The 26426-nt window shown below is 63.5% G+C and carries 21 protein-coding genes; 20 read left to right on the top strand and 1 reads right to left on the bottom strand.

What is annotated here, in order from left to right:
- Positions 1-10 precede the first annotated feature (10 nt).
- The 11 genes from AC0L2D_RS04960 (at position 11) to AC0L2D_RS04910 (ending at position 11864) form a co-directional block, all read left to right on the top strand.
- A complete protein-coding gene (locus tag AC0L2D_RS04960; protein WP_473540496.1) occupies positions 11-877 on the top strand; it encodes a carbohydrate ABC transporter permease in 867 nt (288 codons plus the stop codon).
- 2 nt (positions 878-879) lie between these two features.
- Positions 880-1701, top strand: a complete 822-nt coding sequence (locus AC0L2D_RS04955) for a carbohydrate ABC transporter permease (RefSeq protein ID WP_473540495.1) — start codon at positions 880-882, stop codon at positions 1699-1701.
- 458 nt (positions 1702-2159) lie between these two features.
- Positions 2160-3149 (top strand): ABC transporter substrate-binding protein, encoded by a 990-nt coding sequence (locus AC0L2D_RS04950; protein ID WP_473540494.1) that lies wholly within the window; start codon positions 2160-2162, stop codon positions 3147-3149.
- Between the two features lie 172 nt (positions 3150-3321).
- Entirely contained in the window at positions 3322-4146 is an 825-nt protein-coding gene (locus tag AC0L2D_RS04945) for an ABC transporter permease (protein WP_245322057.1), read from the top strand.
- 13 nt (positions 4147-4159) lie between these two features.
- Positions 4160-4963 (top strand): ABC transporter ATP-binding protein, encoded by an 804-nt coding sequence (locus AC0L2D_RS04940; protein WP_013530446.1) that lies wholly within the window; start codon positions 4160-4162, stop codon positions 4961-4963.
- 95 nt (positions 4964-5058) lie between these two features.
- Positions 5059-6663, top strand: coding sequence for a GMC family oxidoreductase (locus AC0L2D_RS04935; RefSeq protein ID WP_024503973.1), 1605 nt, complete (start codon positions 5059-5061; stop codon positions 6661-6663).
- 153 nt (positions 6664-6816) lie between these two features.
- On the top strand, positions 6817-8091 hold the full coding sequence (locus AC0L2D_RS04930) for a flavin-containing monooxygenase (RefSeq protein WP_473540493.1): 1275 nt from the start codon (positions 6817-6819) through the stop codon (positions 8089-8091).
- Positions 8092-8147: 56 nt separating this feature from the next.
- Complete coding sequence (locus tag AC0L2D_RS04925; RefSeq protein WP_337121563.1) at positions 8148-8564, top strand: RidA family protein; 417 nt, start codon at positions 8148-8150, stop codon at positions 8562-8564.
- A 5-nt stretch (positions 8565-8569) separates the two neighbouring features.
- Positions 8570-9244, top strand: coding sequence for a DUF1028 domain-containing protein (locus AC0L2D_RS04920; RefSeq protein WP_064992548.1), 675 nt, complete (start codon positions 8570-8572; stop codon positions 9242-9244).
- Positions 9245-9265: 21 nt separating this feature from the next.
- Positions 9266-10756: an aldehyde dehydrogenase gene (locus AC0L2D_RS04915; RefSeq protein ID WP_473540492.1), complete on the top strand. Its 1491-nt coding sequence runs from the start codon at positions 9266-9268 to the stop codon at positions 10754-10756.
- A gap of 151 nt (positions 10757-10907) precedes the next feature.
- On the top strand, positions 10908-11864 hold the full coding sequence (locus AC0L2D_RS04910; protein WP_473540491.1) for a LysR family transcriptional regulator: 957 nt from the start codon (positions 10908-10910) through the stop codon (positions 11862-11864).
- Positions 11865-11871: 7 nt separating this feature from the next.
- Here the strand turns inward: AC0L2D_RS04910 and argE are convergent, their stop codons facing one another.
- Entirely contained in the window at positions 11872-13032 is a 1161-nt protein-coding gene (argE, locus tag AC0L2D_RS04905) for an acetylornithine deacetylase (RefSeq protein ID WP_473540490.1), read from the bottom strand.
- 276 nt (positions 13033-13308) lie between these two features.
- Between argE and AC0L2D_RS04900 the strand changes: the two genes are divergently transcribed.
- From AC0L2D_RS04900 to AC0L2D_RS04860, 9 genes are all read left to right on the top strand, one after another.
- On the top strand, positions 13309-15378 hold the full coding sequence (locus tag AC0L2D_RS04900) for an oxidoreductase (RefSeq protein WP_473540489.1): 2070 nt from the start codon (positions 13309-13311) through the stop codon (positions 15376-15378).
- A gap of 83 nt (positions 15379-15461) precedes the next feature.
- The gene (locus AC0L2D_RS04895; protein WP_013530455.1) at positions 15462-16064 is read left to right on the top strand and encodes an ANTAR domain-containing response regulator; all 603 of its coding nucleotides are present in this window, start codon (positions 15462-15464) and stop codon (positions 16062-16064) included.
- Between the two features lie 2 nt (positions 16065-16066).
- Positions 16067-17299 (top strand): CmpA/NrtA family ABC transporter substrate-binding protein, encoded by a 1233-nt coding sequence (locus AC0L2D_RS04890; RefSeq protein ID WP_473540582.1) that lies wholly within the window; start codon positions 16067-16069, stop codon positions 17297-17299.
- A gap of 362 nt (positions 17300-17661) precedes the next feature.
- Complete coding sequence (locus AC0L2D_RS04885; RefSeq protein ID WP_473540488.1) at positions 17662-18978, top strand: CmpA/NrtA family ABC transporter substrate-binding protein; 1317 nt, start codon at positions 17662-17664, stop codon at positions 18976-18978.
- Between the two features lie 68 nt (positions 18979-19046).
- The gene (gene ntrB / locus AC0L2D_RS04880) at positions 19047-19937 is read left to right on the top strand and encodes a nitrate ABC transporter permease (RefSeq protein WP_013530458.1); all 891 of its coding nucleotides are present in this window, start codon (positions 19047-19049) and stop codon (positions 19935-19937) included.
- A gap of 11 nt (positions 19938-19948) precedes the next feature.
- Positions 19949-20746: an ABC transporter ATP-binding protein gene (locus AC0L2D_RS04875; RefSeq protein ID WP_013530459.1), complete on the top strand. Its 798-nt coding sequence runs from the start codon at positions 19949-19951 to the stop codon at positions 20744-20746.
- 4 nt (positions 20747-20750) lie between these two features.
- Complete coding sequence (gene nirB, locus AC0L2D_RS04870) at positions 20751-23201, top strand: nitrite reductase large subunit NirB (RefSeq protein WP_473540487.1); 2451 nt, start codon at positions 20751-20753, stop codon at positions 23199-23201.
- Positions 23202-23206: 5 nt separating this feature from the next.
- Complete coding sequence (nirD, locus tag AC0L2D_RS04865) at positions 23207-23536, top strand: nitrite reductase small subunit NirD (RefSeq protein ID WP_024503964.1); 330 nt, start codon at positions 23207-23209, stop codon at positions 23534-23536.
- A 4-nt stretch (positions 23537-23540) separates the two neighbouring features.
- Complete coding sequence (locus AC0L2D_RS04860; protein ID WP_473540486.1) at positions 23541-26402, top strand: nitrate reductase; 2862 nt, start codon at positions 23541-23543, stop codon at positions 26400-26402.
- Positions 26403-26426: the final 24 nt, after the last annotated feature.

The following is a 26426-nucleotide window of genomic DNA, read 5'->3' as shown; positions in this document are numbered from 1 at the left end:
GCGGATCGACATGGCCCTTGTGACACGTGCCGAAGGCAGGATGTATCTGACGCCGCTGGTCGGCTTCCTGCTGCTGTTCCTCGGCTTTCCGGCGATCGTCAATCTGATCTATTCCATTTCGACCGTCACATTCGAGACGCTGCGCAGTCCGGTGTTGAGCGGTTTCAGCAACTATGTCGCGGTGTTGAACGACCGCGAATTCTGGAGCTCGGCCTGGTTCTCTCTGCGCTTCGGTATTCTTACCGCATCAGCGGAATGTCTGATCGGTCTTTTCCTTGCCATCTTCCTGGCACCGCTTCTGAGCAAGCGACCAGTCCTGATGGCGCCGTTGATGCTGCCGCTGATGGTCGCGCCGGCCATGGTCGGTCTCATGTACCGGCTGGTGCTGCATGAATTTGCGGGCCCCGTCCCCTACTATCTCTTCGAATGGTTCGGTGACAGCCCGGCCTTCCTCGACATCAACAATGCCTTCCGCACCCTTGTCGTCGTGGAGACGCTGCAATGGACGCCTTTCGCCTTCCTGCTCTTCTACATGGCCTATTCGGCCGTACCGCTCGACGTGCGCGAAGCCTCCTCGCTCGATGGCGCATCACCGTTTGAGATCGTCCGGTGGATCGACCTGCCATTGATGAAGCCGACGCTGGTCATCGCGTTTTTCATCCGTTTCATCGACGGTTTCCGGGTGTTCGACAATGTCTATGCATTGACCGGCAGTGGTGCAGGAGGTTCAACGACGTCCTTGTCGATCTACATCTACCAAGCCTTCTTCAAGGAAGGGGCTATTGGCAAGGCGGTCGCCGCCTCGGTTGTCCTGTTCATGGCGTCGTTCATCGTTCTCCACTGCCTTAACCGGCTTGCCGGCCGCAGGAAGCGTTGACGATGGCCGGGGCACTGCGCTGGATCGTTTTTGCCATCGCCGTGCTGGCGATGAATTTCCCCATTATCGTGACGCTGATCACATCGCTCAAAAGCCAGCGCGAGCTTTCGACGAACCCCGGTTTGTGGATCAGCCAGCCGACGCTCGACAACTATCTGGAGGTCCTGACGCAGACCAGCCGCTTCAACATCTATGCCTATCTGCTGAACAGCACCGTGGCGGCGCTGATCGGAACCGGCCTTGCAATCGTGCTCGCGTTCCCGGCTGCCTATGCGATCGCGCGCAGCGAGGCGGGAAAGCGCTTGGTCCTGCCGATCGTCATCAATCTTCGCGCCGTGCCGCTGATCATCTTCGCGATCCCGCTTTACATGATGTACCAGTGGCTGGGCCTGCTCGATACGCGGATCGGGCTCGGGCTCATCCTGACCATCGTCAACGCGCCGCTTGCACTCGTCATCCTGGTGAACGCGATTTCAGATGTACCAGTCGAACTCGACGAGGCGGCGAAAGTCGATGGCGCAAATTCCTTGCAGGTGATGATGATGATCATCCGGCCCGTCATCCGACCGGCGCTCGTCACAACCTTCATCTTCGGCTTCATCACCGCCTGGAACGAATTCCTCTTCGGCCTCATGCTGACAACCAGTCGTGCCGTGCCGATGACGGTCGGCGCATCCTTCTTCTTCGCCGCGAGCGGCGGTGGCGTAAAATGGGGAACCGCTTCCGCCGTCATGATGCTGGGCGCCTTGCCGCCGGCACTGCTGGGTCTTGTGATGTATCGGCAGATATCGGGATCCATGACCGCTGGGGCGGTCAAGGGCTAAAGCAAGAAGAAGTTCGTCTTTCCGACAAATTGGACAACCCAATCCGACAGCGCCAGCGCACTTGTCAGGCCAGGTGACTCGATTCCGAAAAGACGGATCAGCCGTCCGGACGGATCTGCCAGAATGTCGAAATCGCCGAACTGCAACCCGTTCGTTAGGCCGTAGCCCACAATAGCTCGGCTCCAGTTCCCCCTCTCTCAGCCCCGGCCAGGAAGAAATGGTGCAGCTTGCTGATGGCGAAATCGCGATGGCGCAGACGCAACGCAGTCTGGTTAGGTCCAGCCTAAGCCGAACTACTGAAAATCATAATTTGTGCAGCGCACCCAACGTGCTTTGCTCCGCCATCGGCTGAAAGAAAACAAGAAAAGAATGTCAGGCGACAGGCTTCGGCGATGCCTCCGGAGCGGGTTTCGTTCGGGCCGGGATAACGCCCGACTTCAGAAAAACAGGGGAACGTGATGACGACAATAATCTCGAAGTTTCGCCGGGCCGCGCTGGTGGCCGGCATTGCGCTCAGCGCCATATCGGTGAGCCTCCACGCCGAAGCTGGCAGCTTGAAACTGGGCATGACGACCTGGGTGGGGTACGGACCGCTCTTCCTTGCCCGTGACATGGGCTACTTCAAGGAAGGTGGGCTCGATGTCTCGCTTGAAATCATCGAGGAAGCATCGCTGTATATGGCGGCTGTTGCCGCCGGCGAGCTCGACGGCAGCGCCTCGACCGTCGACGAGATCATGAAGTATCGTTCGAAGGATGTTTGCTTCAAGTCGGTCTATGCGCTGGATGACAGCCATGGCGGCGATGGCGTGCTCGCGCCCAGCGGGGTCAAGAGCATCGCCGACCTCAAAGGCATGGACGTAGCGCTGAACGAGGGTTCAGTGTCGCAGTTCTGGTTCAATATCCTGCTCAAGCAGGCCGGTCTCACCCAGGCCGATGTGAAGATCACCAACATGACGGCAGACGATGCCGCTGCCGCCTTCATGGCCGACCGCATTCCCGTTGCCGTCACCTGGGAACCGCATCTGACGCTGGCCAAGAAGGAAAACAAGGGACAGGTGCTGATCGACTCCTCCAAGACACCCGGCTTGATCGTCGATGTGGTGGCGCTCAACTGCGACTACATCACGAAGAACCCCGGAGATGTCGAGGCGCTGGTGAAGGGCCTCTACAAGGCCAACGAGTTCATCAAGGAGAATCCTGAGAAGGCGTATGAGGTGATGGCCAAAGGCGTCGGCGGCTGGCTGAAGGATCCGAAGGACTTCGCTTCCTCGGCCGCTGGCGTGAACTTCTACGGTAAGCAGCGCAATGCCGAATTCTTCGCCGGTAGCGAGACTGGCGAAGCCGGCAAGCTGATCAAGCTGGGCGGCGATATCTGGGGCGGCTTCGGCAAGCTCAAAATGGACGTCAAGTATGACGACCTCGTCGATACATCCTTCCTTGGGAAGTAGCTTGGCCTTGGAAGTAGCTTGGCCTTGGAAAGTAGCTTGGCCTGCGAAGTAATTTGACCTTGCAAAGTGATTTGGCTGAACCGGAGGCGGACCTCGCGCCTCCGGTCCAAGCGGCCCAAAAGGGTATCCCGTGACACTAGCACCGAACACGAGCTCTCTGGTCAGCAATGGCGTGACCGCGAGAGTTGAAGAAGGTCAGGCCGGTCGATCCGTCCTGAAAGTCATCGCCACACCGTTTCGGGCTGTGCCGCGCTCTCTCTCCATTACGCTCGGCTTCATGGTCTGGATCGCCGTCATCGGCGGCTGGTTCGCGCTGACCTATTCCGGAGCGGTCAAGGAAATGTTCCTGCCTCGCCCCGAATCCGTGTTGTCCACCACCATCAGCATGGCGCTTGACGGGTCGTTGTGGGAGCATGTTTTCGCCAGCGTCCAGGTGGTGTTGATCGGCTTCGTCCTTTCGAGCATCGTTGCGGTGCCGCTTGGATTGACGATGGGCACCTATCGCATCGTCCAGGCCGTTCTCGAACCGTTGGTCAATTTCATACGCTATCTGCCGGTGACGTCCTTCGTGCCGCTTTTCATCCTGTGGATCGGCATCGGCATCGAGCAGCGCGTTGCCGTCATCGTCTTCGGCGTCTTCTTCCAGCAGCTCGTCATGATCGCCGACAGCGCTCGCAGCGTCCAGCGCGACCTTGTCAACGCAGCCTATACGCTCGGCACGAAACGAGGCGACACGGTCTTCCACATCGTCTTTCCGGCCACGCTTCCGAGCGTGCTGGATGTGCTGCGCGTCACCATGGGCTGGGCCTGGACCTATCTCGTCGTGGCCGAACTCGTCGCCGCCCGCAGCGGACTTGGCTACATCTCGCTCAAAGCCATGCGCGGCTTTCAGGTCGACGTGATCTTCATGGCCATCGCCATGATCGGCATCCTTGGTCTTTGCACCGACCAATTGTTCCGGGGCATCCGCCGCCTCGTCGCTCCCTGGGCCAATTGAGGAACACGCACACATGGACGCCCTGAATCTTACGACGAAACCAAAGAGTTCCGACATAGGCATCGACAATGTGGTCCTGCGCTACGGCAAGGGTGACAATGCGGTGCTGGCGCTGGATGGCATTTCCTTTCACGTCGTGCCCAACGAATTCTGTGTGATCGTCGGCCCATCCGGCTGCGGCAAGTCGAGCCTGCTTTATCTCGTCGCCGGTCTTGAGGAGCGGACCGGCGGCATGATCGTAGTCGGCGGCAAGCCTGTTACCGAGCCGGGCCCGGATCGCGGCATGGTGTTTCAGGCATATACGCTGTTTCCCTGGCTTACGGTGGCGCAGAACGTCGAATATGGCCCGAAGCGGAAGGGCATTGCGCCGGCCGAGCGCAGGGTCATTGTCGAGCATTTTCTCCACGAGGTCGGTCTGGCAAAGTTCGCCAACCATTACCCGTCTCAGCTGTCGGGCGGCATGAAGCAGCGCGTTGCGATTGCGCGCGCGCTCGCCAATGATCCGGACGTGCTGCTGATGGATGAGCCTTTTGGAGCGCTCGACAGCCAAACCCGTCACAGCATGCAGAAGCTTTTGCTGAGGATCTGGGATCATTCCAAGAAGACGGTCCTATTCGTTACCCATGACATCGACGAAGCGATCCTGCTGGCGGACAGGGTGCTCGTCATGTCCGGCCGGCCCGGTCAGATCAAGAAGGAAATCCGCGTAGGCCTCCCGCGTCCACGCAGCATGGATCTGGTCATGGAGCCGAACTTCATCGCCATGAAGCGGGAGATCCTCGAGCTCCTGAAGAACGACGAAGACGACGAGCACTAATGCATGTCGCTCAAAAGTGACCTCGGTTTTGGGCAGACGACATGCATGAAACAGACATCGGCAGTCTTCGGTGTGGATGACGAAACGGGCAAGGCATGAGCATCGAGGCGGCGGAATTTGACTATATCGTCATTGGCGCGGGCTCGGCCGGCTGTGTCTTGGCAAACAGGCTGAGCGCAGACCCGGCAGTTCGTGTCTGCCTGATCGAGGCGGGCGGCAGCGACGACCGCACCAGGGTGCGCGTGCCGGCCGGCATTCTCTCGCTCTACGGCAATCCGAACTTCGACTACGGCTACAAGGGCGTGCCGCAGCCGCTGCTCAACAACCGCCGCATACCGGTCAACCGCGGCAAGGTTCTTGGCGGGTCGAGTTCGATCAACTCGATGGTCTATATTCGTGGCGCCGCGCAGGACTACGATGAATGGGCAGCGCTTGGCTGCGCCGGGTGGTCCTATGCCGATGTCCTGCCGGTCTTCAAGAAATTGGAGCGGAACTGCCTGTTGCAGAGCCCCGCCTATCATGGATTCGACGGCGAATTGCTGGTCGACAATCCGCGCGATCCCAACGTGGTATCCAGCCTGTGGGTTGAGGCGGGCAGAGGCGTAGGCCTGCCCGAGAACCGCGACTTCAATGCCGGTGGCCAACTCGGCCTCGGCATCTACAACGTCACCCAGAACAGAGGCGAGCGCTTCTCGGCCTACAGCGCCTTTGTCCGGCCGATTCTCGGCCGCTCGAATCTACGGATATTGTCAGGCGTCGAGGTTCTTGATCTGGCGATTGAGCGTGAGCGCGTCACCGGCGTCAACGTGATCAGGGAAGGCGCAACCCAACGGTTGGGGTGCCGAGCGGAGGTCGTCCTCAGCGCGGGTGCGATCGGATCGCCGCGCATTCTGCTTGCTTCCGGCGTCGGCCCGGCCGGGGAGCTGAAAGCAGCGGGGATTAAACCGGTCGCGAACCTGCCAGGCGTCGGTAAGAACTTGCGCGACCATGTCGATGGCATGATCACGGTGCGATCGAACAGCCGCAAGACGCTCGGCCTTTCACTTGCCAATCTTCCGGCGATGCTGGCGGCGCCGTTCCAGTATTTCGCCCGGCGCAAAGGCATGCTGACGACCAACTATGTCGAAGCCGGCGGCTTTGCCAGGACGAAGTATGCCGGGAGCATACCCGACATTCAGTTCCACTTCGTGCCGGGCTATCGCAGCCATCGCGGTCGGCTCGTCGAATATGGCCACGGCTATGCCGTGCACACCTGTGTGTTGAGACCCGGGAGCGTCGGCGAAATCACGCTTCAACGCGACGGCACCCGCCGCAATATGCTCATAGACCATCGCTTCTTCAGTGACGAACAGGATGCCCTGACCCTCGTCGAGGGCATAAAGGTCGCGCGTTCGATCCTGGCTTCGCCGGTTTTTGGCGGCATCCGCGGACCGGAAATCCTGCCTGGGCCCGACGTGAACACCGATGACGAGATTCTCGCCTATCTGCGTGCCGAGGCTCTTACCGTCTATCATCCGGTTGGCACGGCCAGGATGGGCAACGACGCCATGGCGGTGGTTGATCCCGCCAGTCTCAAGGTGCGCGGTTTCGACAATCTGCGCGTCGCTGATGCCTCCGTCATGCCGACATTGATCGGTGGCAACACCAATGCGCCATCCATGATGATTGGCGAAAAGGCGGCTATGGCAATACTGGCGTAGCCGTCTGCGCGCGGCCAATTCAGCATTTAGGAACAAGCTAACCACTGCCACATGAAATCGTAATTTTCGCTGCCCGGTCCCTCCAGTAAACCAACGATCAGACCTCCGCCGCATGCGCAGAAACTCTCGGGGAGAGCCAGAAAGGGCCGCTGAATGCCAGTCGAAACAGTAGACACGCTTGTTGTTGGCGGCGGCCAGGCGGGGCTGGCGATGAGCGAGCATCTGAGCAAGTGCGGCGTGCCCCATCTCGTCCTAGAGCGGGACCGCATCGCCGAACGCTGGCGTAGCGAAAGATGGGACTCGCTGGTTGCCAATGGTCCCGCCTGGCATGACCGTTTTCCCGGCATGGAATTTCCCAATGCCGGTCCGGATGCCTTTATCGGCAAGGAGAAGGTCGCCGACTATTTTGTCGCTTACGCCGACATGATCGCTGCCCCCATCCGCTGCGGCGTGGAGGTCAGGAAAGTGGAAAGGCTTGTCGGCCGTCCCGGCTTCCGGATCGAAACCTCGGATGGCGTGATCGAAGCCAGGAGCGTGGTTGCCGCCACCGGCGCTTTCCAGCATCCGGTCATCCCGGCCGTCATTCCCGGGGACGCCGGACCTATGCAGATACATTCCAGCGCCTATCGCAATCCCGGCCAACTACCCAAAGGCGCGGTGCTGGTGGTCGGCTCCGGGTCTTCGGGGGTGCAGATCGCCGACGAACTCCAGCGTGCGGGACGGCGGGTTTATCTCTCGGTCGGGCCGCACGATCGGCCGCCGCGGGCCTATCGCGAACGTGACTTCTGCTGGTGGCTGGGGGTTTTGGGCAAGTGGGACGCGCAGGCGCCTGCGCCCGGCACCGAACATGTCACCATCGCGGTCAGCGGCGCGCGTGGCGGCCAGACGATCGACTTCCGGCGCCTTGCCGCGCAAGGGATGACGCTGGTTGGCCGGACCGAATCCTACAGGCACGGTGTGATGACCTTCGCACCCGATCTGGCCAAGAATATCGCGCGCGGCGATGCGAATTACATGTCGGTTCTGGACGAGGCAGATGCCTATGTCGCCCGCAACGGCCTCGACCTTCCCCCAGAGCCCGAGGCCCGCAAGATCGGCCCGGACCCGCGATGCATGACCGATCCCATTCTCGAGCTGAACCTGTCGGAAGCCGGGATAGGTTCGATCATCTGGGCGACGGGATTCACCGTCGACTACAACTGGCTGAAGGTCGATGTGTTCGACGAAAGGGGCAAGCCGAAGCACCAGCGCGGTGTGTCGACCGAGCCCGGCATCTATTTCCTCGGACTGCCTTGGCAATCGCGCAGGGGGTCGAGCTTCATCTGGGGCGTCTGGCACGACGCGCAGCATGTGGCCGACCATATTTCCACGCAGCGCAAATACCTGGCCTACCATGCGTCCGCGAAGCGCCAGACCAAGGTGGCATAGACACGGCACCTCAAACGGGATGCCCCGACCTCGAGCCTGATCCGACGGAGACCAAGATGGCGCATACAAGAATTCGAAAGTTCAACACCAAGGACACTTATCCCGAGCAGAAGCTCGACAATGATCTGTGCCAGGCGGTCGTTACGCGGGGCGGCAGGACCGTCTATCTGCGCGGCCAATGTCCGCAGGACCTCGACACGGCCAAGAACATCGACAGCCATGATCCGGTCGAGCAGACACACAAGGTCATGCAGAACATCCGCCAGCTGATCGAGGAGTGCGGCGGCACCATGGAGCACCTGGTCAAGGTGGTGGTCTACATCACCGATGTGCGCCATCGTGAGGCGGTCTACCGTACCATGGGCGCGTATATCAAAGGCGTGCATCCCGTCTCGACCGGCCTTGTCGTGCAGGCCCTGGCGCGGCCGGACTGGCTGGTCGAGATCGACGGCACCGCCGTCATTCCGGACTGATTGCGATGACCTTTTCCATTGTCGCGCGGTGCGGCCGCACCGGCATGTTCGGGGTCGCGGTGTCCTCCTCGTCGCCTGCTGTTGCGGCGCGCTGCGCCTATGCGCAGGCGGGCGCCGGGGCCATTGCCAGCCAGAACGTCACCGATCCTACGCTTGGACTGCGCGGTCTCGAATTGCTGGCGCGCGGCGCGTCCGCGGCGGAGGCGATTGCCATATTGAAGCGCACCGGTGCTTATCCCGAATACCGGCAGGTGCTGGCTGTCGACGCCGCTGGAGCGACCGCGATCCATTCGGGTCCCAAAGCTCTTGGCATCTGGGCGGAGGCGCGTGCGGAAAATGTCGCCTGCGGCGGCAACATGCTGGCCCATGATGGCGTGCCGCAAGCGATGGTCGAGGCCTTCCTGGCGTCGGAGGGGCATCTCGGCGACCGCCTCATCGCGACTATGCGCGCGGCGCTGACAGCCGGCGGCGAGGCTGGCCCTGTCCATTCCGCCGGCATGAAGCTGGTGCGTGAGGTGGCGTGGCCGGTCGCCGACCTGCGCTGCGACTGGACCGACGATTGTCCTATCGAGCAACTGGCGGCGCTGTGGCAACTCTACAAGCCACAGCTCGATGCCTATGTGACCCGCGCGATCAACCCATCCGATGCGCCGAGCTACGGCGTGCCGGGCGACGAATAGTCAAGACAGGGGTCACCTGCGATGAGTGAACTCAGCCACAAGGACTGGATCGGCAAGGCGTCCGCGATCCGTTTTCGTGACAAGGCGTTCATCGACGGCAAGACGGTCGCGGCGCGTTCGGGCCGGACCTTTGCCAGCGTCAATCCGGCAACGGGCGAGGTGCTGGCCGAAGTGGCGTCCTGCGGCGAGGAAGACATCGATCTGGCGGTTGCCGCCGCTAGGCGCAGCTTCAACGCCGGCGTCTGGTCGCGCACCAGCCCGGCGCACCGCAAGGAGGTGTTGCTGCGGCTGGCGCAGCTGCTGCGCGACAACCTGCATGAACTGGCCCTGCTTGAATCGCTGGACATGGGCAAACTGGTCAGGGATGCGGCCTCGGTCGACGTCCCCGGTTCGGCGGCGATCTTCCAATGGTATGGCGAGGCCATCGACAAGATCTATGGCGAGGTGGCGCCGACCGGCGAAGGCGATCTGGTGCTGGTGCGGCGCGAGCCGCTTGGCGTGGTCGGCGCGGTGGTGCCGTGGAACTTCCCGCTCGACATGGCGACCTGGAAGTGCGCGCCGGCGCTGGCGGCGGGCAATTCGGTGGTGCTGAAACCCGCCGAGCAGTCGCCTCTGTCGGCCCTGCTCCTGGCGGAGCTGGCGATGGAGGCGGGCCTGCCTGCCGGCGTGCTCAATGTCGTGCCCGGCCTTGGCGAAACCGCCGGCCAGGCGCTTGGCCGCCATATGGATGTGGATTGCCTCGCCTTCACCGGTTCGACCGCGGTGGGCAAGATGTTCCTGCAATATTCCGGGCAGTCGAACATGAAGCAGGTCTGGCTGGAGACCGGCGGCAAGTGCCCCAACCTCGTCTTTGCCGACTGCGGGGATCTCGATGTGGTGGCCGATATGGCGGCCTTCGGCATCTTCTTCAACCAGGGCGAGGTCTGTTCCGCCAATTCACGCCTGCTCGTCCAGCGCGGCATCAAGGATGCCCTGGTGGAGAAACTGGTGCAGCGTGCGGCGGCCACGCAGCCCGGCGATCCGCTCGATCCGACTTCGAAAATGGGCGCGATGGTCGATAGTCGCCACGCCGCCAATGTCATGCGCTTCGTCGAGGCCGGTAAAAAGACCGCGCGCCTGGTCGCGGGCGGCGACCTGGTCACGGTCAATGGGCGCGGCAGCTTTGTCCAGCCCACCATTTTCGACGATGTCGCGCCTGCCGATCCGATTGCCCGCGACGAGATCTTCGGGCCGGTGCTTTCGGTCATTGCCTTCGATGACGAGGCCGACGCGATCCGCATCGCTAATGACAGCCCCTACGGGCTCGCCGCATCGCTGTGGACCGACAGCCTGTCGCGCGCGCACCGCATCGCCGGGCGGCTGCAGGCCGGCACGGTTTCCGTCAACACGGTCGACGCTCTGAGCCCGATGACGCCGTTCGGTGGTTTCAAGCAATCCGGCTTCGGCCGCGACCTGTCGCTGCATGCGCTCGACAAGTACACCGCGCTGAAAACGACATGGATCAAATACTGATGGGCGCCTAAAGCGCATCGCGATCGAACGGATTCAAGCGATGCGCTTTAGGCCTTTGCTCCATGCATGTCGTTTGCGCAAAACCGGGGCCACTTTTGCGCGACATGCATTAGGCTTGATCGAAGCCCTCAAACCGGCAACATAGCCAGCCATGCCGCTACGCTTCACGCTCAGACAGCTGGAATATTTCGTTGCCGTGGGCGAAGCCGGCTCCATCGCCAAGGCGGCCGAGCAGGTCAATGTGTCGCCGCCATCGATTTCGGCCTCGATCGCGCAGCTGGAAACCGAGTTCGGTGTCCAGCTTTTTGTCCGCAAGCATTCGCACGGCCTCTCGCTCACCGCCGGTGGCCGCATCTTCCTCAAGGAAGCCGCCCGGCTGCTCAACGATGCCGATGCCTTGCATGACGTCGCCGGCGATTTTGCCGAGAAGGTGCGCGGCCCGCTGGCGGTGGGATGCCTGCTGACCTTTGCGCAGATCGTGCTGCCGGCGCTGCGCATGCGGTTCGAGCGCGCTTATCCCGATGTGCGCGTGCGCCAGTTCGAGCGCAATCAGGGGCAATTGCTTGAGATGCTGCAGCGCGGTGAAATCGACCTCGCCCTGACCTACGATCTCGAACTGTCGCAGGACATGACCTTCGAGCCGCTGATGCTGGTGCCGGCCTATGTCATGCTGCCGGCGGGCCATCGTTTCGCGACCAAGGCATCGATCACGACGGAGGAACTGGCCGACGAGCCGATGGTGCTGCTCGACCTGCCGTACAGCCGCGAATATTTCCTGTCGGCATTCCACCAGCGAGGGATCCGGCCCAACATTGCCGAGCGCACCGGCGACATTGCGGTCATGCGCTCCATGGTGGCCAACGGCTTCGGCTACGGCATCGCCAACATGCGGCCGCTCAACACGCTGGCGCCGGACGGCAAGCCGCTGGTCTTCGTGCCGTTGGACGGTGACCTCCGGCCGCTGACCATGGGCGTCGCCTTGCCCAATTCCGAACATCGTACGCAATCCGCCCAGGCGTTCATCGACCACTGCCGGCATTTTGTCGTCGAGCAAGGTGTGTTCGGCGCCGAGCGGGCCGTCGGCCAGGCAGGGCTTCCGCAGAAGTAGCGCCCGGTTACGGCAGTTGCTGGTCGGCAAGCCGCTTAAGCAATTTTTCCAGCATGTCGTCGCAGCGGCGCATCTGCTCGACGCTGACGAATTCGTCCGGCTTGTGCCCTTGCGCCATCGACCCCGGTCCGCACACGACCGTCGGCGTGCCGAGATCGCGGCTGAACAGGCCGCCTTCCGTGCCGAAGGCCATCTTGATGGTATTGTTGACGCCGGTCAGCGATTTGACGAAGGCGACGGCTTGCGAACTGGCTGGCGTGTCCAGGCCGGGATAGGTGTTGGTGATGTCGATGTCGATTGCTGCCTCGGGCGCGATAGTCGAGGCTTCGGAAGCAATATGAGCAGCCTCCTTGCGCAGGCGGTCGAGAATCTCGTGCGGGTCGTCGGCCGCGACATTGCGGATCTCGAAGTCGACCTGGCAAAGGTTCGGCACGATGTTCAGCGCCACGCCGGCGTTGATCTTGCCGACATGGACGGTCGTGTATGATATGTCGTAGTCGCCGTCGCGGGCGCCATCGCGCACCAGCCGGTCCTGTTCGCGGCGCAAGGCGGCGACGAAGTCGCAGCCGAGATGGATGGCGTTGAGCGCCAGCGGGGCCAGCGCCGAATGGCCTTCGCGCCCCTTGCAAAGCGCGCGTGCGGCAAGCTTGCCCTTGTGCCCCGTCGCCACCTGCATATCGGTCGGCTCGCCGACAATGCATAGCAGCGGCCGATGCGGGGCCGCTTGCAGCATGTCGACCAGGCTGCGCACACCGATGCAGCCGATCTCCTCGTCGTAGGAGAGTGCCAAATGCAGAGGCGTCTTCAGCGTCATTTTCGCGGCCTTGAGGCACGCGGCGAGCGCGCAGGCCACAAAACCCTTCATGTCGGCCGCGCCGCGTCCGTAAAGCTTGCCGTCACGGTTCGTCATCTCGAAGGGCGGCAGCGTCCAGGCCTGGCCGTCGACGGGAACGACGTCGGTGTGACCGGACAGCATGATGCCGGAAGCATCAGTCGGTCCGATGGTGGCAAAGAGGTTGGCCTTGTGGCCGTCCTCGCTGTGGATGATCTGGCTGGCAGTGCCGTGCGCGTCTAGCAGGTCCGCCACGTAGCCGACGAGGGCGAGGTTCGAGTCGCGGCTCACCGTCGGGAATGCGAGCAGCTTTTCAAGGATCTGGATGCTGTCCATGCGTCTTGTGTCTCATTGGCCGTCGGTACTTCTAGCATCGCGTGGCCGGGGCCTTGAAGTCGCATTTGGCTCAGTCGGGATTCAGCGGATGCTAATCCGGATGTGTGCGATTAGGCGCGGCCTAACCGGCACAGAAGAAATCTGTTGTTTTCCGGCGCTTGCCGCAACTTATGAATGGTCTCACGGCATCAACCCACTGGGCTGGCCGGCTTGCGTCACGCCTCGAAACCATGATCGGGCGTGCTGCAGGGCGACGCTGGCAGGAAGGCACGTTCCATGCGCGATCCGCGCTATGATATTTTGTTCGAGCCCGTGAAGATCGGTCCGGTGACCGCCAAGAACCGCTTCTATCAGGTGCCGCATTGCAATGGCGGCGGCTATCGCGACCCTTCGGCCGCGGCCGAGATGCGCCGCATCAAGTCGGAAGGCGGCTGGGGCGTCATCTTCACCGAGCAAACCGAGATGCACCACACATCGGAGATCACGCCCTTCATCGAGCTCAGGCTGTGGGACGATGCCGATATTCCGGCGCTGGCGAAGATGGCCAAGGCCATGCACCAGCATGGCGCGCTGGCCGGCATCCAGCTGGCCTACTCAGGCATCAACGGGCCGAACCTCTACACCAAGGAAGTGCCGCGCGGGCCGTCGGCCCTGCCGATCCGCACCTTCACCAACGATCCGGTGCAGGCGCGCGCCATGGACAAGCAGGATATTCGCGACCTGCGCCGCTGGCACCGCAATGCCTTCAAACGGGCGAGGCTCGCGGGCTTCGATTTGGTGTGCCTCTACGGCGCGCATGGCTTCGGCATCATCCAGCACTTCCTGTCCACGGCCACCAACCAGCGCAGCGACGAATATGGCGGCTCGCTGGAGAACCGCTCGCGGCTGATGCGTGAGCTGATCGAAGAGGGCAGGGACGCTATCGGCGACACGTGCGGCCTGACGCTGCGGCTGTCGCTGGACGAGATGATCGGTGAGCTCGGCTTTGCCAATTCCGAAGTGCGCGACATGATCGAGATGCATGCCGATCTGCCCGACCTCTGGGACCTGGCGCATGGCGCCTGGGAGGACTGCTCCGGGCCGTCGCGGTTCAAGGAGGAGGGCGCGCAGGAGAGCCTGGTGTCCGGCATCAAGAAACTGACCTCGAAGCCGGTCGTAGGCGTCGGTCGCTTCACCTCGCCGGATGTGATGGTGAAGATGATCAAGTCCGGCACGCTGGATTTCATCGGCTGCGCGCGCCCATCGATTGCCGATCCCTTCCTGCCGAAGAAGGTGGAGGAGGGGCGCATCGAGGACATTCGCGAATGCATCGGCTGCAACATCTGCATCACCGGCGACATGACCATGTCGATCTCGCGCTGCACGCAGAACCCGACCTTCATGGAGGAATGGCGCAAGGGCTGGCATCCCGAACGCATGCAGGCCAAGGGCGATAGCGACAGCGTGCTGATCGTCGGCGCCGGCCCGGCCGGGCTGGAGGCGGCGCGTGCGCTCGGCCTGCGCGGCTATCAGGTGGCCATCGCCGAGGCCGGCACCGAACTTGGCGGCCGCGTGGCGCGCGAGTGCCGCTTGCCTGGTCTCTCGGCATGGGGACGCGTGCGCGACTACCGCCAGTACCAGATCAGCCAGATGTCCAATGTCGACGTCTATTTCGAAAGCCGATTGTCGGCGCAGGAGATACTGGACTTCGGCTTTCAGAACATTGCGCTTGCCACCGGCTCGACATGGCGCCGAGACGGCGTGGCGCGCGCGCATGTCGTGCCGATGCCGATCGACCCGGCCATGCCGGTCTACACGCCGGACGATCTGATGGCCGGCACTGTGCCGACCGGCAGTGTCGTGCTGTTCGACGACGACCACTACTACATGGGTGGCGTTCTGGCCGAGCTGATGGCGCGCCAGGGCGCGAAGGTGACGCTGGTGACGCCGTCGGCCTATGTATCCGACTGGACCCGCAACACGCTGGAGCAGGGCGCCGTCCATCGCCGGCTGGCCGAACTCGGCGTCGAGATCGTGCTGAACCGGACTGTGACGCGCATCGTGCCGGGCGGTGTTGCCACGGCGTGCGCCTATACGGGCAGCCAATTTGACATCGCCGCGGACGCCGTGGTGCTGGTCACGTCACGCCACCAGGACGATAGTGTCTGGCAGGAATTGAAGGCGCGGCGGGACGAATGGGCCGACAGCGGAATCCGCTCGATCAAAATCATCGGCGACGCCGAGGCGCCGGGTCCGATCGCCTGGGCAACCTATGCCGGCCACCGCTTCGCGCGCGAGCTGGATGAAGCCGACATCGGCGACGCACTGCCCTTCCGCCGCGAGGTCACGGCGTTGGCCGCGGAATAGGGCGCCTGCGGCGCGGTCAGCGAATATCGGATTGTTCAACCATACCGCATTGCACAATTCCTTCGCTTGGTCACAATGCAGGCATGGTTCGAACCGCACTCGCCGTCCTGGTGATCGATGAAAACCGCATCCGCGCCGCGATCATCGAGGCGGGGTTGCGCGAGGCCGGCCATGAGCGGGTCACTGTCATCCATGATGTGACCGGCATTGCGCGGCGGATCGCCGAGATCGAGCCCGATGTCATCGTCATCGATCTCGAAAACCCGAATCGCGACATGCTGGAAAACATGTTCCAGCTGTCGCGTGCCGTAAAACGGCCGATCGCCATGTTCGTCGACCGCTCCGACCAGGCCTCGATCGAGGCGGCGGTCGATGCCGGCGTTTCGGCCTATGTCGTCGACGGTCTGCGGCAAGAGCGCGTCAAGCCGATCCTCGACATGGCGGTCAGTCGCTTCAACGCCTTTTCGCGCATGGCACGCGAACTGGAAGAGGTTCGCGGCGAGCTCGAGAGCCGCAAGGTGATCGACCGTGCCAAGGGCATCCTGATGAAATCGCGCGGCCTCTCCGAAGAGGCGGCCTACACGCTGCTGCGCAAGACGGCGATGAACCAGAACCGCAAGATCGGCGACATCGCCCAAAGCCTGGTGACTGCCGCGGGGCTGCTGGGACCGGCGGAGGACGAATGAGCATGACTGCCGAGCACCAGATCACCGCCGGCTTCATGCCGCTTTTCGACAGCGCCGTGCTGGTCGCGGCCGGCGAGCTTGGCTTCGCCGCGCAAGAAGGCATCGATCTGAAGCTGCACCGCGAGACATCCTGGGCCAACATCCGCGACCGCATCGCCATCGGCCACTTCCATCTCGCGCATATGCTGGGACCGATGCCGCTCGCCTGCAATCTCGGGCTGACGCCGCTGGCCTCGGAAACCATCGTGCCGTTCTCGCTCGGCCTCGGCGGCAATTGCGTCACCATCTCCAATGCCGTTTGGGCCGGTATGGCGGCACACGGCGCCGAGGCCGACCTAGACCCGGCGCGCGCCGGTGCCGCACTTGGCGCGCTCATTCGCGAGCGCGCTGCGGCCGGTAGCGATCCGCTGCGCTTTGCCGTGGTGCATCCGCATTCCGGGCACAATTACGAATTGCGCTATTGGCTCGCCGCCTGCGGCATCGATCCGAGCCAAGAGATTGAGATCGTCATCGTGCCGCCGCCCTTCATGGCCGATGCGCTGGCCGCCGGCCGCATCGACGGCTACTGCGTCGGCGAACCCTGGAACAGCGCTGCGGTGGCCGCCGGCACCGGCCACATCGTCACCGTCAAGGCGCGGATATGGCGCAACAGCCCGGAGAAGGTGATCGGCGTGCGCAAGGCTTGGGCAGACGAAAACCCCGAGGCCTTGGCGGCGCTGCTGCGCGCGCTGCATCACTCGGCGCGCTGGTGCCAGGATCCGGCCAACCATGGCGAACTGGCCGGGGTGATGGCGCAGGCCGGCTTCCTCGGCCTGCCGCCGACCGTGCAGATGCCGATCCTGACCGGCCATCTCCAACTGGGCGGCGGTGCGGAGCGGACCATCGACGACTTCTTCCTCCCCTTCGATAAGGCGGCGAACTTTCCGTGGAAGAGCCATGCGCTGTGGTTCTACACGCAGATGGTGCGCTGGGGGCACGTGGCGTACACGCCTGAAAGCCTTGCCATCGCTCGCGACTGCTACCGTCCCGACCTCTACCGTTCGGCACTGAAGCCGCTTGGCGTCGCACTTCCAGGCGCCAATTCGAAAGTCGAGGGTGCGCTCCAAATTGCCACCGCGGTCGGCGCGACAGGCGCCGGCCTTGTGCTCGGTCCGGACGGTTTCTTCGACGGTCAGATCTTCGATCCTGACGAGATCGATGCGTACATTACCGGCCAGAAATCTGCCGAGATTTAGGCCTGATCATTTCCGCGCCATCCTTGTGCATTGCACAAAAATTGTGCGCGCGATTGCCCTAATGAACAATCTTTGGCCTTCCGGCCATAGGGTTCGATGCGCCGGCGATCAGCGCGGGCTGCTGATTTCATTGGCCTTTTTCACCTCTCTCAAAACTGGCACGGTTCCTGCTTTGAAATAGACAGGCCCTTCGCGGGTCACGGAACAGGCGTCCAATGGCGGGCGCCACAGGCAAAGCTGCCGCTCAGGTTAAAGCGCGCTCCCGGTCACCCGGACGCGAAGACCTGGCTGGCGGCTTTTTTGTTTTGATCAACACGCAATCGACGACGCGGATCCCAAGCCGCGCCCAACCGGAGACGACGATGACGAAACGGATCAGGACTGGAACGACCCTCAAAGACATGACGCGCCGCGATTTTCTGGTCAGCAGCGCGATGACGGCCGGCCTGTTCGTGGCGGTCCGCAAGCTCTTCCCTTCCGGCGCCTATGCCGCGACCGCCACTCCGGAGGTCACCGGCGCCAAGCTCGGCTTCATTGCCCTCACCGATGCGGCCCCGCTGATGATCGCCAAGGAGAAGGGGCTGTTCGCCAAGTTCGGCATGCCCGATGTCGAGGTGCTCAAGCAGGCCTCCTGGGGTGCGACACGCGACAATCTGATGCTCGGCGGCGCGGCCAACGGCATCGACGGCGCTCATATCCTGACACCGCTGCCTTACCTCATGCACACCGGCAAGGTGACGCAGAACAACCAGCCGATGCCGATGGCGATCGTGGCTCGGCTCAACTACGACTGCCAGGGCATTTCGGTCGCCCAGGAATATGCCGGCACCGGTGTCGGCCTCGACGCCTCGAAGCTGAAAGACGCCTTCGCTGCCAAGAAGGCGACCGGCAAGGAAATCAAGGCCGCCATGACCTTCCCGGGCGGTACGCATGATCTGTGGCTGCGCTATTGGCTGGCCGCCGGCGGCATCGATCCCGACAAGGACGTCTCGACCATTGTCGTGCCGCCGCCGCAGATGGTGGCCAACATGAAGGTCGGCAATATGGACGTGTTCTGCGTCGGCGAGCCGTGGAACGAGCAACTCGTCCATCAGGGCGTCGGCTTCACCGCCGCCACGACAGGCGAATTGTGGAAGGGCCATCCCGAAAAGGCGCTCGGCCTGCGCGCCGAATTCATCGAGAAATATCCGAAGGCCACCAAGGCGATCCTGATGGCCGTCATGGAAGCGCAGCAATGGTGCGAGGCCACCGAGAACAAGGACGAGATGGCCGCCATCATCGGCAAGCGGCAATGGATGAACGTGCCCGTCGCCGACATCATCGGCCGCCTCAAGGGCGACATCAACTATGGCAATGGCCGCGTCGCCAACGGCACCGATCTCTCCATGAAGTTCTGGAAGGGCGGCGTCTCCTATCCGTTCAAGAGCCATGATGCGTGGTTCCTTGCCGAGAACATCCGCTGGGGCAAGTTGGCGCCGACCACCGACATCAACGCGCTGGTCGACCAGGTCAACCGCGAGGATCTGTGGCGCGAGGCGGCCAAGGATCTCGGCGTCGCGGCAGCCGACGTTCCGGCGTCGTCGTCGCGCGGCGTCGAGACCTTCTTCGACGGCAAGATTTTCGATCCGGCCAACCCGTCCGCCTATCTCGACAGCCTGAAGATCAAGGCATCGGCGTAGCCTGATCGCAAGCGGCGCGCATGCGCCGCTTGCGATCACTACCTGCCCCCAAGGAGTTTTCCCCAGACATGTCGATCCAGACTATCGAGGACACCAAGGTGAAGGCCTTTCCCGCCAAGCCGGCGGAGGTCATCGCCTTCACTGCCAAGGCACGGCGCCGCTTCGAGCCGCTCGCCATCGCCGGCAAACTGGCGAGCGCGCTGGTGCCGCCCATCATCGTCATCGCGCTGATGCTGGTCGTCTGGCAGATCGCCTGTTCGTCGCCGACATCGAGCCTGCCGCCGCCGACCCAGGTGTGGAACGAGGCCTACGACCTGATAGCGCATCCGTTCTTCGACAATGGCCCGCAGGATATAGGTCTGGCCTGGCGCGTGCTGATCTCGCTGCAGCGCGTCGCCGTCGGCTTCGGCCTGGCGGCGGTCGTCGGCGTCGCGCTCGGTGCGCTGGTCGGCCAGTCGATCTGGGCGATGCGCGGCCTCGACCCGGTGTTCCAGATCCTGCGCACGGTGCCGCCGCTGGCCTGGCTGCCGCTGTCGCTGGCGGCGTTCCGTGATTCCAGCCCGTCGGCGATCTTCGTCATCTTCATCACCTCGATCTGGCCAATCATCATCAACACCGCGGTCGGCGTGCGCAACATTCCCGAGGACTACCGCAACGTCTCGCGCATCCTGCGGCTCAACCAGTTCGAATTCTTCGTCAAGATCATGGTGCCGGCCGCCGCGCCTTACATCTTCACCGGCTTGAGGATCGGCATCGGCCTGTCCTGGCTCGCCATCGTCGCGGCTGAAATGCTGACTGGCGGCGTCGGCATCGGCTTCTTCATCTGGGATGCGTGGAACTCGTCGCGGCTGCCCGACATCATCGTCGCGCTCGCCTATATCGGCGTCACCGGCTTCTGCCTCGACCGGCTGGTCGCGGCGGTCGGCGCCTTCGTCACCCGCGGCACAACAGCAAAGTGAGGAGAGGGGCGATGACGGCCTATCTGAAGCTCGACCATATCGACAAATCCTTCACGCGTGGTGCCCAGGTCAGCGAGGTGTTGAAGGACATCAGGCTGACCATCGACAAGGGCGAATTCGTCTCCATCATCGGCCATTCCGGCTGCGGCAAGTCGACCCTGCTCAATCTGATCGCCGGGCTGACCAAGGTGTCGGCCGGCGCCGTGCTGCTCGAGGACAAGGAGGTCGACAGCCCTGGACCGGAACGCGCCGTGGTGTTCCAGAACCACTCGCTGCTGCCGTGGCTGACCGTCTACGAAAACATCAACCTGGCGGTGTCGAAGGTCTTCGGCCGTTCGAAGAGCAAAGTCGAGCGGCATGACTGGATCATGCGCAATCTCGACCTCGTGCAGATGGCGCATGCCAAGGACAAGCGCCCGGCGGAAATCTCCGGGGGCATGAAGCAGCGCGTCGGCATCGCCCGGGCGCTGGCGATGGAGCCGAAGATCCTGCTGCTCGACGAGCCGTTCGGCGCGCTCGATGCGCTGACGCGGGCCCATCTGCAGGACGCGGTGATGGACATCCATTCCAGGCTCGGCTCGACGACGATCATGATCACCCATGACGTCGACGAGGCGGTGCTGCTCTCCGACCGCATCGTCATGATGACCAACGGTCCGGCGGCGACCATCGGCGAAGTGCTTGCCGTGCCGCTGGCGCGGCCGCGCCGGCGCGTCGAACTCTCTTCCGACCGGACCTTCCTGCGCTGCCGCGAGGCGGTTCTGAAGTTCCTCTACGAACGCCACCGCTTCGTCGAAGCCGCGGAGTAGCACCATGAGCGAAAGACTTGTCATCATCGGCAATGGCATGGCCCCCGGGCGCATGCTGGAGCACCTGCTGGAACAGGCTCCGGGCCGCTACACCGTCACCATCTTCAACGCCGAGCCGCGCGTCAATTACGACCGCATCATGCTGTCGCCGGTGCTGTCGGGCGAGAAGGCCTATGAGGAGATCATCATCCATGGCGACGGCTGGTACATCGCCAACAACATCACCCTCTACAAGGGCCATAAGATCGTTGCCATCGACCGGACGGCGAAGACCGTCACCTCGGATCACGGCGTCACCGAGCCCTACGACAAGCTCGTCATCGCCACCGGCTCGGTACCGTTCATCATTCCGGTGCCGGGCCATGACCTGCCGGGCGTGCTGACCTATCGCGATCTCGACGACGTGCAGGCGATGATGCTCGCTGCCCAGTCGCGCGCCAAGGCGGTGGTCATCGGCGGCGGCCTGCTGGGTCTGGAAGCGGCGGCGGGCCTCAACGCGCAAGGCATGGACGTCACCGTGCTGCATGTCATGCCGACCTTGATGGAGCGCCAGCTCGATCCGGCCGCCGGCTATCTCTTGCAGCGCGCGGTGGAGCAGCGCGGCATCAAGGTCATCACCAAGGCTAACACCCAGGCGATCACCGGCAACGGCAAGGTCGGGCAGGTGGAACTTGCTGACGGCACCATTATCCCAGCAACGCTTGTGGTGATGGCCGTCGGCATCAGGCCGAATTCGGCGCTGGCCAAACAGGCCGGCATCGCCGTCAACAGGGGCATCGTCGTCGATGCCGGCATGCGCAGCAACGATCCCGACATCTACGCGCTCGGCGAATGTGCCGAGGTCAACGGCCAGGTCTATGGTCTCGTCGCGCCGCTCTACGAGATGGCGCGCGTCACAGCCAGCCAGCTTGCCGGCAACGAAGCGGCGGCCTTCGTCCATATGGACACGCCGACCAAGCTCAAGGTCACCGGCATCGACCTGTTCTCGCTCGGCGACTTCGCCGATGGTGACGACCGCCAGGAGATCGTGCTGCGCGATGCTTCGGCCGGCGTCTACAAGCGGCTGGTGCTGAAGGACGACCGCATCATCGGCACCGTGCTCTATGGCGAGACGGCCGACGGCGCCTGGTTCAACGACCTGAAGAAGAAGCAGACCGACATATCGGAGATGCGCGATACGCTTATCTTCGGCCAGTCCTACCAGGGGGGTGCCCCGCTGGACCCTATGGCGGCCGTTGCAGCCTTGCCGGATGATGCGGAGATCTGCGGCTGCAACGGCGTTTGCAAGGGGAAGATCACCGGCGCGATCACGGCCAAGGGCCTGACCTCGCTCGACGACGTGCGCGCCCACACCAAGGCGTCGGCCTCCTGCGGCTCCTGCACCGGGCTGGTCGAGAAGCTGATGGTGCTGACCATCGGCGACAAATACAATCCAGCGGCGGTGCAGCCGATGTGCGGCTGCACGACGCTCGGCCATGACGAGGTCCGCCGGCTGATCATCGCCAAGCGCCTGAAGACCATTCCCGCCGTCATGCAGGAACTGGAATGGACGACCTCCTGCGGCTGCGCCAAATGCCGGCCGGCGCTCAATTACTATCTCGTCTGCGACTGGCCGGACGACTACGCCGACGACTACCAGTCGCGCTTCATCAACGAGCGCGTCCACGCCAACATCCAGAAGGATGGCACCTATTCGGTGGTGCCGCGCATGTGGGGCGGGGTGACCAATGCCGCTGAACTGCGCGCCATCGCCGACGTTGTCGACAAGTTTGAAATCCCGATGGTCAAGGTCACCGGCGGCCAGCGCATCGACATGCTCGGCATCCGCAAGGAAGACCTGCCGGCGGTGTGGGCCGATCTCGGCCAGGCCGGCTTCGTCTCCGGCCACGCCTATGCCAAGGGGTTGCGCACGGTGAAGACCTGCGTCGGCTCGGACTGGTGCCGCTTCGGCACGCAGGATTCGACGGGCCTCGGCATCCGCATCGAAAAATTCATGTGGGGCTCGTGGACGCCGGCCAAGGTCAAGATGGCGGTGTCGGGTTGCCCCAGGAATTGCGCCGAGGCGACCTGCAAGGATGTCGGCGTCATCTGCGTCGACTCCGGCTACGAGATCCATTTTGCCGGCGCGGCCGGCCTCGACATCAAGGGCACCGAAGTACTCGGCCTGGTCAGAACCGAGGACGAGGCGCTGGAGCATATCGTGGCGCTGACGCAGATGTACCGCGAGCAGGGCCGCTACCTCGAGCGCATCTACAAATGGGCCAAGCGCATCGGCATCCCCGAGATCAAGCGCCAGATCATGGACGATGGCGACAAGCGCAAGGCCTATTACGAGCGCTTCGTCTTCAGCCAGAAATTCGCCCAGGTCGACCCGTGGTCCGAACGCGTTTCCGGCAAGGACAAGCACGAATTCCGGCCAATGGCCTCGGTCGGTTTTGCGCAGGCGGCGGAGTGAGCGTCATGAACTGGATATCGATAGGCTCTCTCTCCGACATCCCTCGCCGCGGCGCGCGCTGCGTCGCCACGCCGGAAGGAAAAATCGCGGTCTTCCGCACCCAGGACGATCAGGTCTACGCCATCGACGACCATTGCCCGCACAGAGGCGGACCGCTCAGCCAGGGCATCGTGCACGGCACGGCGGTGACCTGTCCCTTGCACAATTGGGTGATTTCGCTGGAAACGGGCAAGGCGCTCGGCGCCGACGAGGGCGCGGTGCGCACCATTCCGGTGCGGATCGAAGGCGAGCATCTGTTCATTGCGCTGGAAGCGCTGGCCAGCCGCGCGGCCTGACCCCATGGAGATCGATGAAGCGCGCGAGGTGAGGACCACCTGCCCCTATTGCGGGGTGGGCTGCGGCGTGCTGGCGAAGGTCGCCGCGGACGGGCAAGTGTCCGTGCGCGGCGATCCCGACCACCCGGCCAATTTCGGCCGGCTCTGCTCCAAGGGCTCGGCACTGGCCGAGACCATCGATCTCGACGGCAGGCTGCTTCATCCGGAGATCCACGGCCGCCGCGCCGGCTGGGACGAGGCGCTCGACCTCGTCGCCTCGACCTTCTCGCAAACCATTGCCGAGCACGGGCCCGATGCGGTCGCCTTCTATGTCTCCGGCCAGTTGCTGACCGAGGACTACTACGTCGCCAACAAGCTGATGAAGGGCTTTGTCGGCTCCGCCAACATCGACACCAATTCGCGCCTGTGCATGGCCTCTTCGGTCGCCGGCCACCGCCGCGCTTTCGGCTCCGACACCGTGCCCGGAACCTATGATGATCTGGAGCTTGCCGACCTGATCGTGCTGGTCGGCTCCAATCTCGCCTGGTGCCATCCGGTGCTCTACCAGCGCATCGCGGCTGCCCGGGAAAAGCGGCCGGAGATGAAGATCGTGCTGGTCGACCCGCGTCGCACCATGACCGCTGACATTGCCGATATGCATCTGGCGATCGCGCCGGATGGCGACATCGCTTTGTTCACTGGCCTGCTCGCCTATCTCGGCCAGCACAATGCGCTCGACCGCACCTATATCACGACGCACACGACGGGCTTCGGGCAAGCGCTTTTCGCCGCCTCGGCGCTCGACCTGGTCGGCGTCGCCGCCGCCACGGGCCTGAGCGAGGACGAGCTTGACCGGTTCTACAGCCTGTTCGCGGCGACCTCCAAGACCGTGACCGTCTACAGCCAAGGGGTGAACCAGTCGTCTTCGGGCACCGACAAGGTCAACGCCATCATCAACTGTCATCTCGCCACCGGCCGCATCGGCAAGCCCGGCGCAGGGCCGTTTTCGGTGACCGGCCAGCCCAACGCCATGGGCGGGCGCGAGGTCGGCGGCATGGCCAACATGCTGGCCGCCCATATGGAGATCGAAAACCCCGATCATCGCGACCGCGTGCAGCGCTTCTGGAACGCGCCGGCCGTTGCCGGAAAGCCCGGCCTGAAGGCAGTCGAGATGTTCAAGGCGGTTGCCGACGGGCACATCAAAGCGCTGTGGATCATGGCCACCAACCCGGTCGATTCGATGCCGGACGCCGATGCCGTCGAAGCGGCGATCAAGGCGTGCCCGTTCGTGGTGGTGTCGGACGTGCTGGCCCGCACCGATACCGTCCGCCACGCCCATGTCCGGCTGCCCGCCGCCGCCTGGGGCGAGAAGGATGGCACCGTCACCAATTCCGAACGCCGTGTGTCGCGCCAGCGCGCGTTTTTGCGCGTGCCCGGAGATGCGCTGCCTGACTGGCGGATTGTTGCCGAGGTGGGCAAACGGATGGGGTTTGGTGAGGCGTTTTCCTACGCGTCGCCGGCGGAGGTGTTTGCCGAGCATGCCGCGCTGTCGGGGTTCGAGAATGATGGTGCGCGGGATTTCGACATCGGGGCTTATGCCGGGGTTGATGCGGAGGGATATAAGGCGCTTGAGCCGTTCCAATGGCCAGCGCCGAGCCAAGGCGCCCCCCTCTGGCCTGCCGGCCATCTCCCCCTCAAGGGGGAAGATCGGCTGTCATGGCCGTCCTCGCCAATTCACAACGTCGCAAAGCGAAAGCAGTCGGCGAAGCTGCCAATCTCCCCCCTTGAGGGGGAGATGGCCGGCAGGCCAGAGGGGGGCGCTCAAGCTGGAGGTTGGCCAGAAGGGGTCGGCACGACTGGGCTCCAGGCTCGCTTCTTCGCCAACGGCAACTTCTTCACACCCGACCGCAAGGCGCGCTTCATCGCCATCCGTCCCACCACGGAAATCCGCACCAGCCCCGATTATCCGCTGATCCTCAACACCGGCCGCATCCGCGACCATTGGCACACCATGACGCGGACGGGGAAAAGCCCGCGGCTTTCGCAGCACATCGCCGAGCCCTTCGTCGAAATCCACCCGGCGGATGCGCAGCGCTTCGGCATCGGTGACGCCGACATAGCGCGCGTTTCCAGCCCGCGCGGTGATGTGCTGGTGCGCGCGCTGGTGACGGCGCGCCAGCGCCAGGGCAGCCTGTTTGCGCCGATGCACTGGACCGATCAGTTCTCGGCAAAGGGCCGGCTCGACACGCTGACCGCGCCGCTGACCGATCCCATTTCCGGTCAGCCGGCGCTGAAACATGTCGCCGTCCGCATCGAGAAATTCGCGGCAAAGGCCTTTGGCTTTGCGGTGGCCCGGCAGCGGCCGGAGCCTAATACTACGCCCTACTGGGCCGTGGCCAAGTGCAAGGGCGGCTGGCGGGTCGAGCTTGCCTTTGCCGATGACGACATCGACTGGGCGGGCTTTGCCGGGTCGCTGTTCGGTACGTCATTGGGTGCCGAAATATCAGCTTATCACGACCGCGACGCCGGCCAGCACCGCATCGCCGCCTTCGACGACGACCAACTGTCAGGCGCCTTGTTCGTCGCGCCCGGCCCGGTCGCCGTGTCGCGCGGCTGGGCGGCGGAACAACTGAGCGCCGATCATGTTGATCGGCGCAGCAGGCTGGCGATCGTGGCCGGGCGGCCGGGCGGGATCGACGTCGATCGCGGCGCCATCGTCTGCTCCTGCTTCGGCGTTGGCGCCAACCAGATCGCGGAAGCGGTACGCCGCGGCTGCGGCAGCGTCGCGGCAATCGGCGCGGCCCTGAATGCCGGCACGAATTGCGGCTCCTGCCGCGCCGAGATCAGGGTCATCATCGACGCACAGAGCCTCCAAGCAGCCGAGTGATCGTCCTGACCAAAGGGGCCTGCG

It is taken from the genome of Mesorhizobium sp. WSM4833 (assembly GCF_055811095.1).
Note: the sequence above shows the minus strand (reverse complement) of the source record. Positions and strands in the feature narration are given on the sequence as shown.

What these genes read in the sequence shown, in the direction of transcription:
- AC0L2D_RS04920 (WP_064992548.1), top strand. Translation starts at nt 8,570, where the DNA reads ATGACCTTTTCCATTGTCGCGCGGTGCGGCCGCACCGGCATGTTCGGG.
- argE (WP_473540490.1), bottom strand. Translation starts at nt 13,032, where the DNA reads ATGGACAGCATCCAGATCCTTGAAAAGCTGCTCGCATTCCCGACGGTG.
- AC0L2D_RS04955 (WP_473540495.1), top strand. Translation starts at nt 880, where the DNA reads ATGGCCGGGGCACTGCGCTGGATCGTTTTTGCCATCGCCGTGCTGGCG.
- AC0L2D_RS04950 (WP_473540494.1), top strand. Translation starts at nt 2,160, where the DNA reads ATGACGACAATAATCTCGAAGTTTCGCCGGGCCGCGCTGGTGGCCGGC.
- AC0L2D_RS04960 (WP_473540496.1), top strand. Translation starts at nt 11, where the DNA reads ATGGCCCTTGTGACACGTGCCGAAGGCAGGATGTATCTGACGCCGCTG.
- AC0L2D_RS04910 (WP_473540491.1), top strand. Translation starts at nt 10,908, where the DNA reads ATGCCGCTACGCTTCACGCTCAGACAGCTGGAATATTTCGTTGCCGTG.
- AC0L2D_RS04915 (WP_473540492.1), top strand. Translation starts at nt 9,266, where the DNA reads ATGAGTGAACTCAGCCACAAGGACTGGATCGGCAAGGCGTCCGCGATC.
- nirD (WP_024503964.1), top strand. Translation starts at nt 23,207, where the DNA reads ATGAACTGGATATCGATAGGCTCTCTCTCCGACATCCCTCGCCGCGGC.
- ntrB (WP_013530458.1), top strand. Translation starts at nt 19,047, where the DNA reads ATGTCGATCCAGACTATCGAGGACACCAAGGTGAAGGCCTTTCCCGCC.
- AC0L2D_RS04885 (WP_473540488.1), top strand. Translation starts at nt 17,662, where the DNA reads ATGACGAAACGGATCAGGACTGGAACGACCCTCAAAGACATGACGCGC.
- AC0L2D_RS04900 (WP_473540489.1), top strand. Translation starts at nt 13,309, where the DNA reads ATGCGCGATCCGCGCTATGATATTTTGTTCGAGCCCGTGAAGATCGGT.
- AC0L2D_RS04940 (WP_013530446.1), top strand. Translation starts at nt 4,160, where the DNA reads ATGGACGCCCTGAATCTTACGACGAAACCAAAGAGTTCCGACATAGGC.
- AC0L2D_RS04890 (WP_473540582.1), top strand. Translation starts at nt 16,067, where the DNA reads ATGACTGCCGAGCACCAGATCACCGCCGGCTTCATGCCGCTTTTCGAC.
- nirB (WP_473540487.1), top strand. Translation starts at nt 20,751, where the DNA reads ATGAGCGAAAGACTTGTCATCATCGGCAATGGCATGGCCCCCGGGCGC.
- AC0L2D_RS04925 (WP_337121563.1), top strand. Translation starts at nt 8,148, where the DNA reads ATGGCGCATACAAGAATTCGAAAGTTCAACACCAAGGACACTTATCCC.
- AC0L2D_RS04875 (WP_013530459.1), top strand. Translation starts at nt 19,949, where the DNA reads ATGACGGCCTATCTGAAGCTCGACCATATCGACAAATCCTTCACGCGT.
- AC0L2D_RS04860 (WP_473540486.1), top strand. Translation starts at nt 23,541, where the DNA reads ATGGAGATCGATGAAGCGCGCGAGGTGAGGACCACCTGCCCCTATTGC.
- AC0L2D_RS04935 (WP_024503973.1), top strand. Translation starts at nt 5,059, where the DNA reads ATGAGCATCGAGGCGGCGGAATTTGACTATATCGTCATTGGCGCGGGC.
- AC0L2D_RS04930 (WP_473540493.1), top strand. Translation starts at nt 6,817, where the DNA reads ATGCCAGTCGAAACAGTAGACACGCTTGTTGTTGGCGGCGGCCAGGCG.
- AC0L2D_RS04895 (WP_013530455.1), top strand. Translation starts at nt 15,462, where the DNA reads ATGGTTCGAACCGCACTCGCCGTCCTGGTGATCGATGAAAACCGCATC.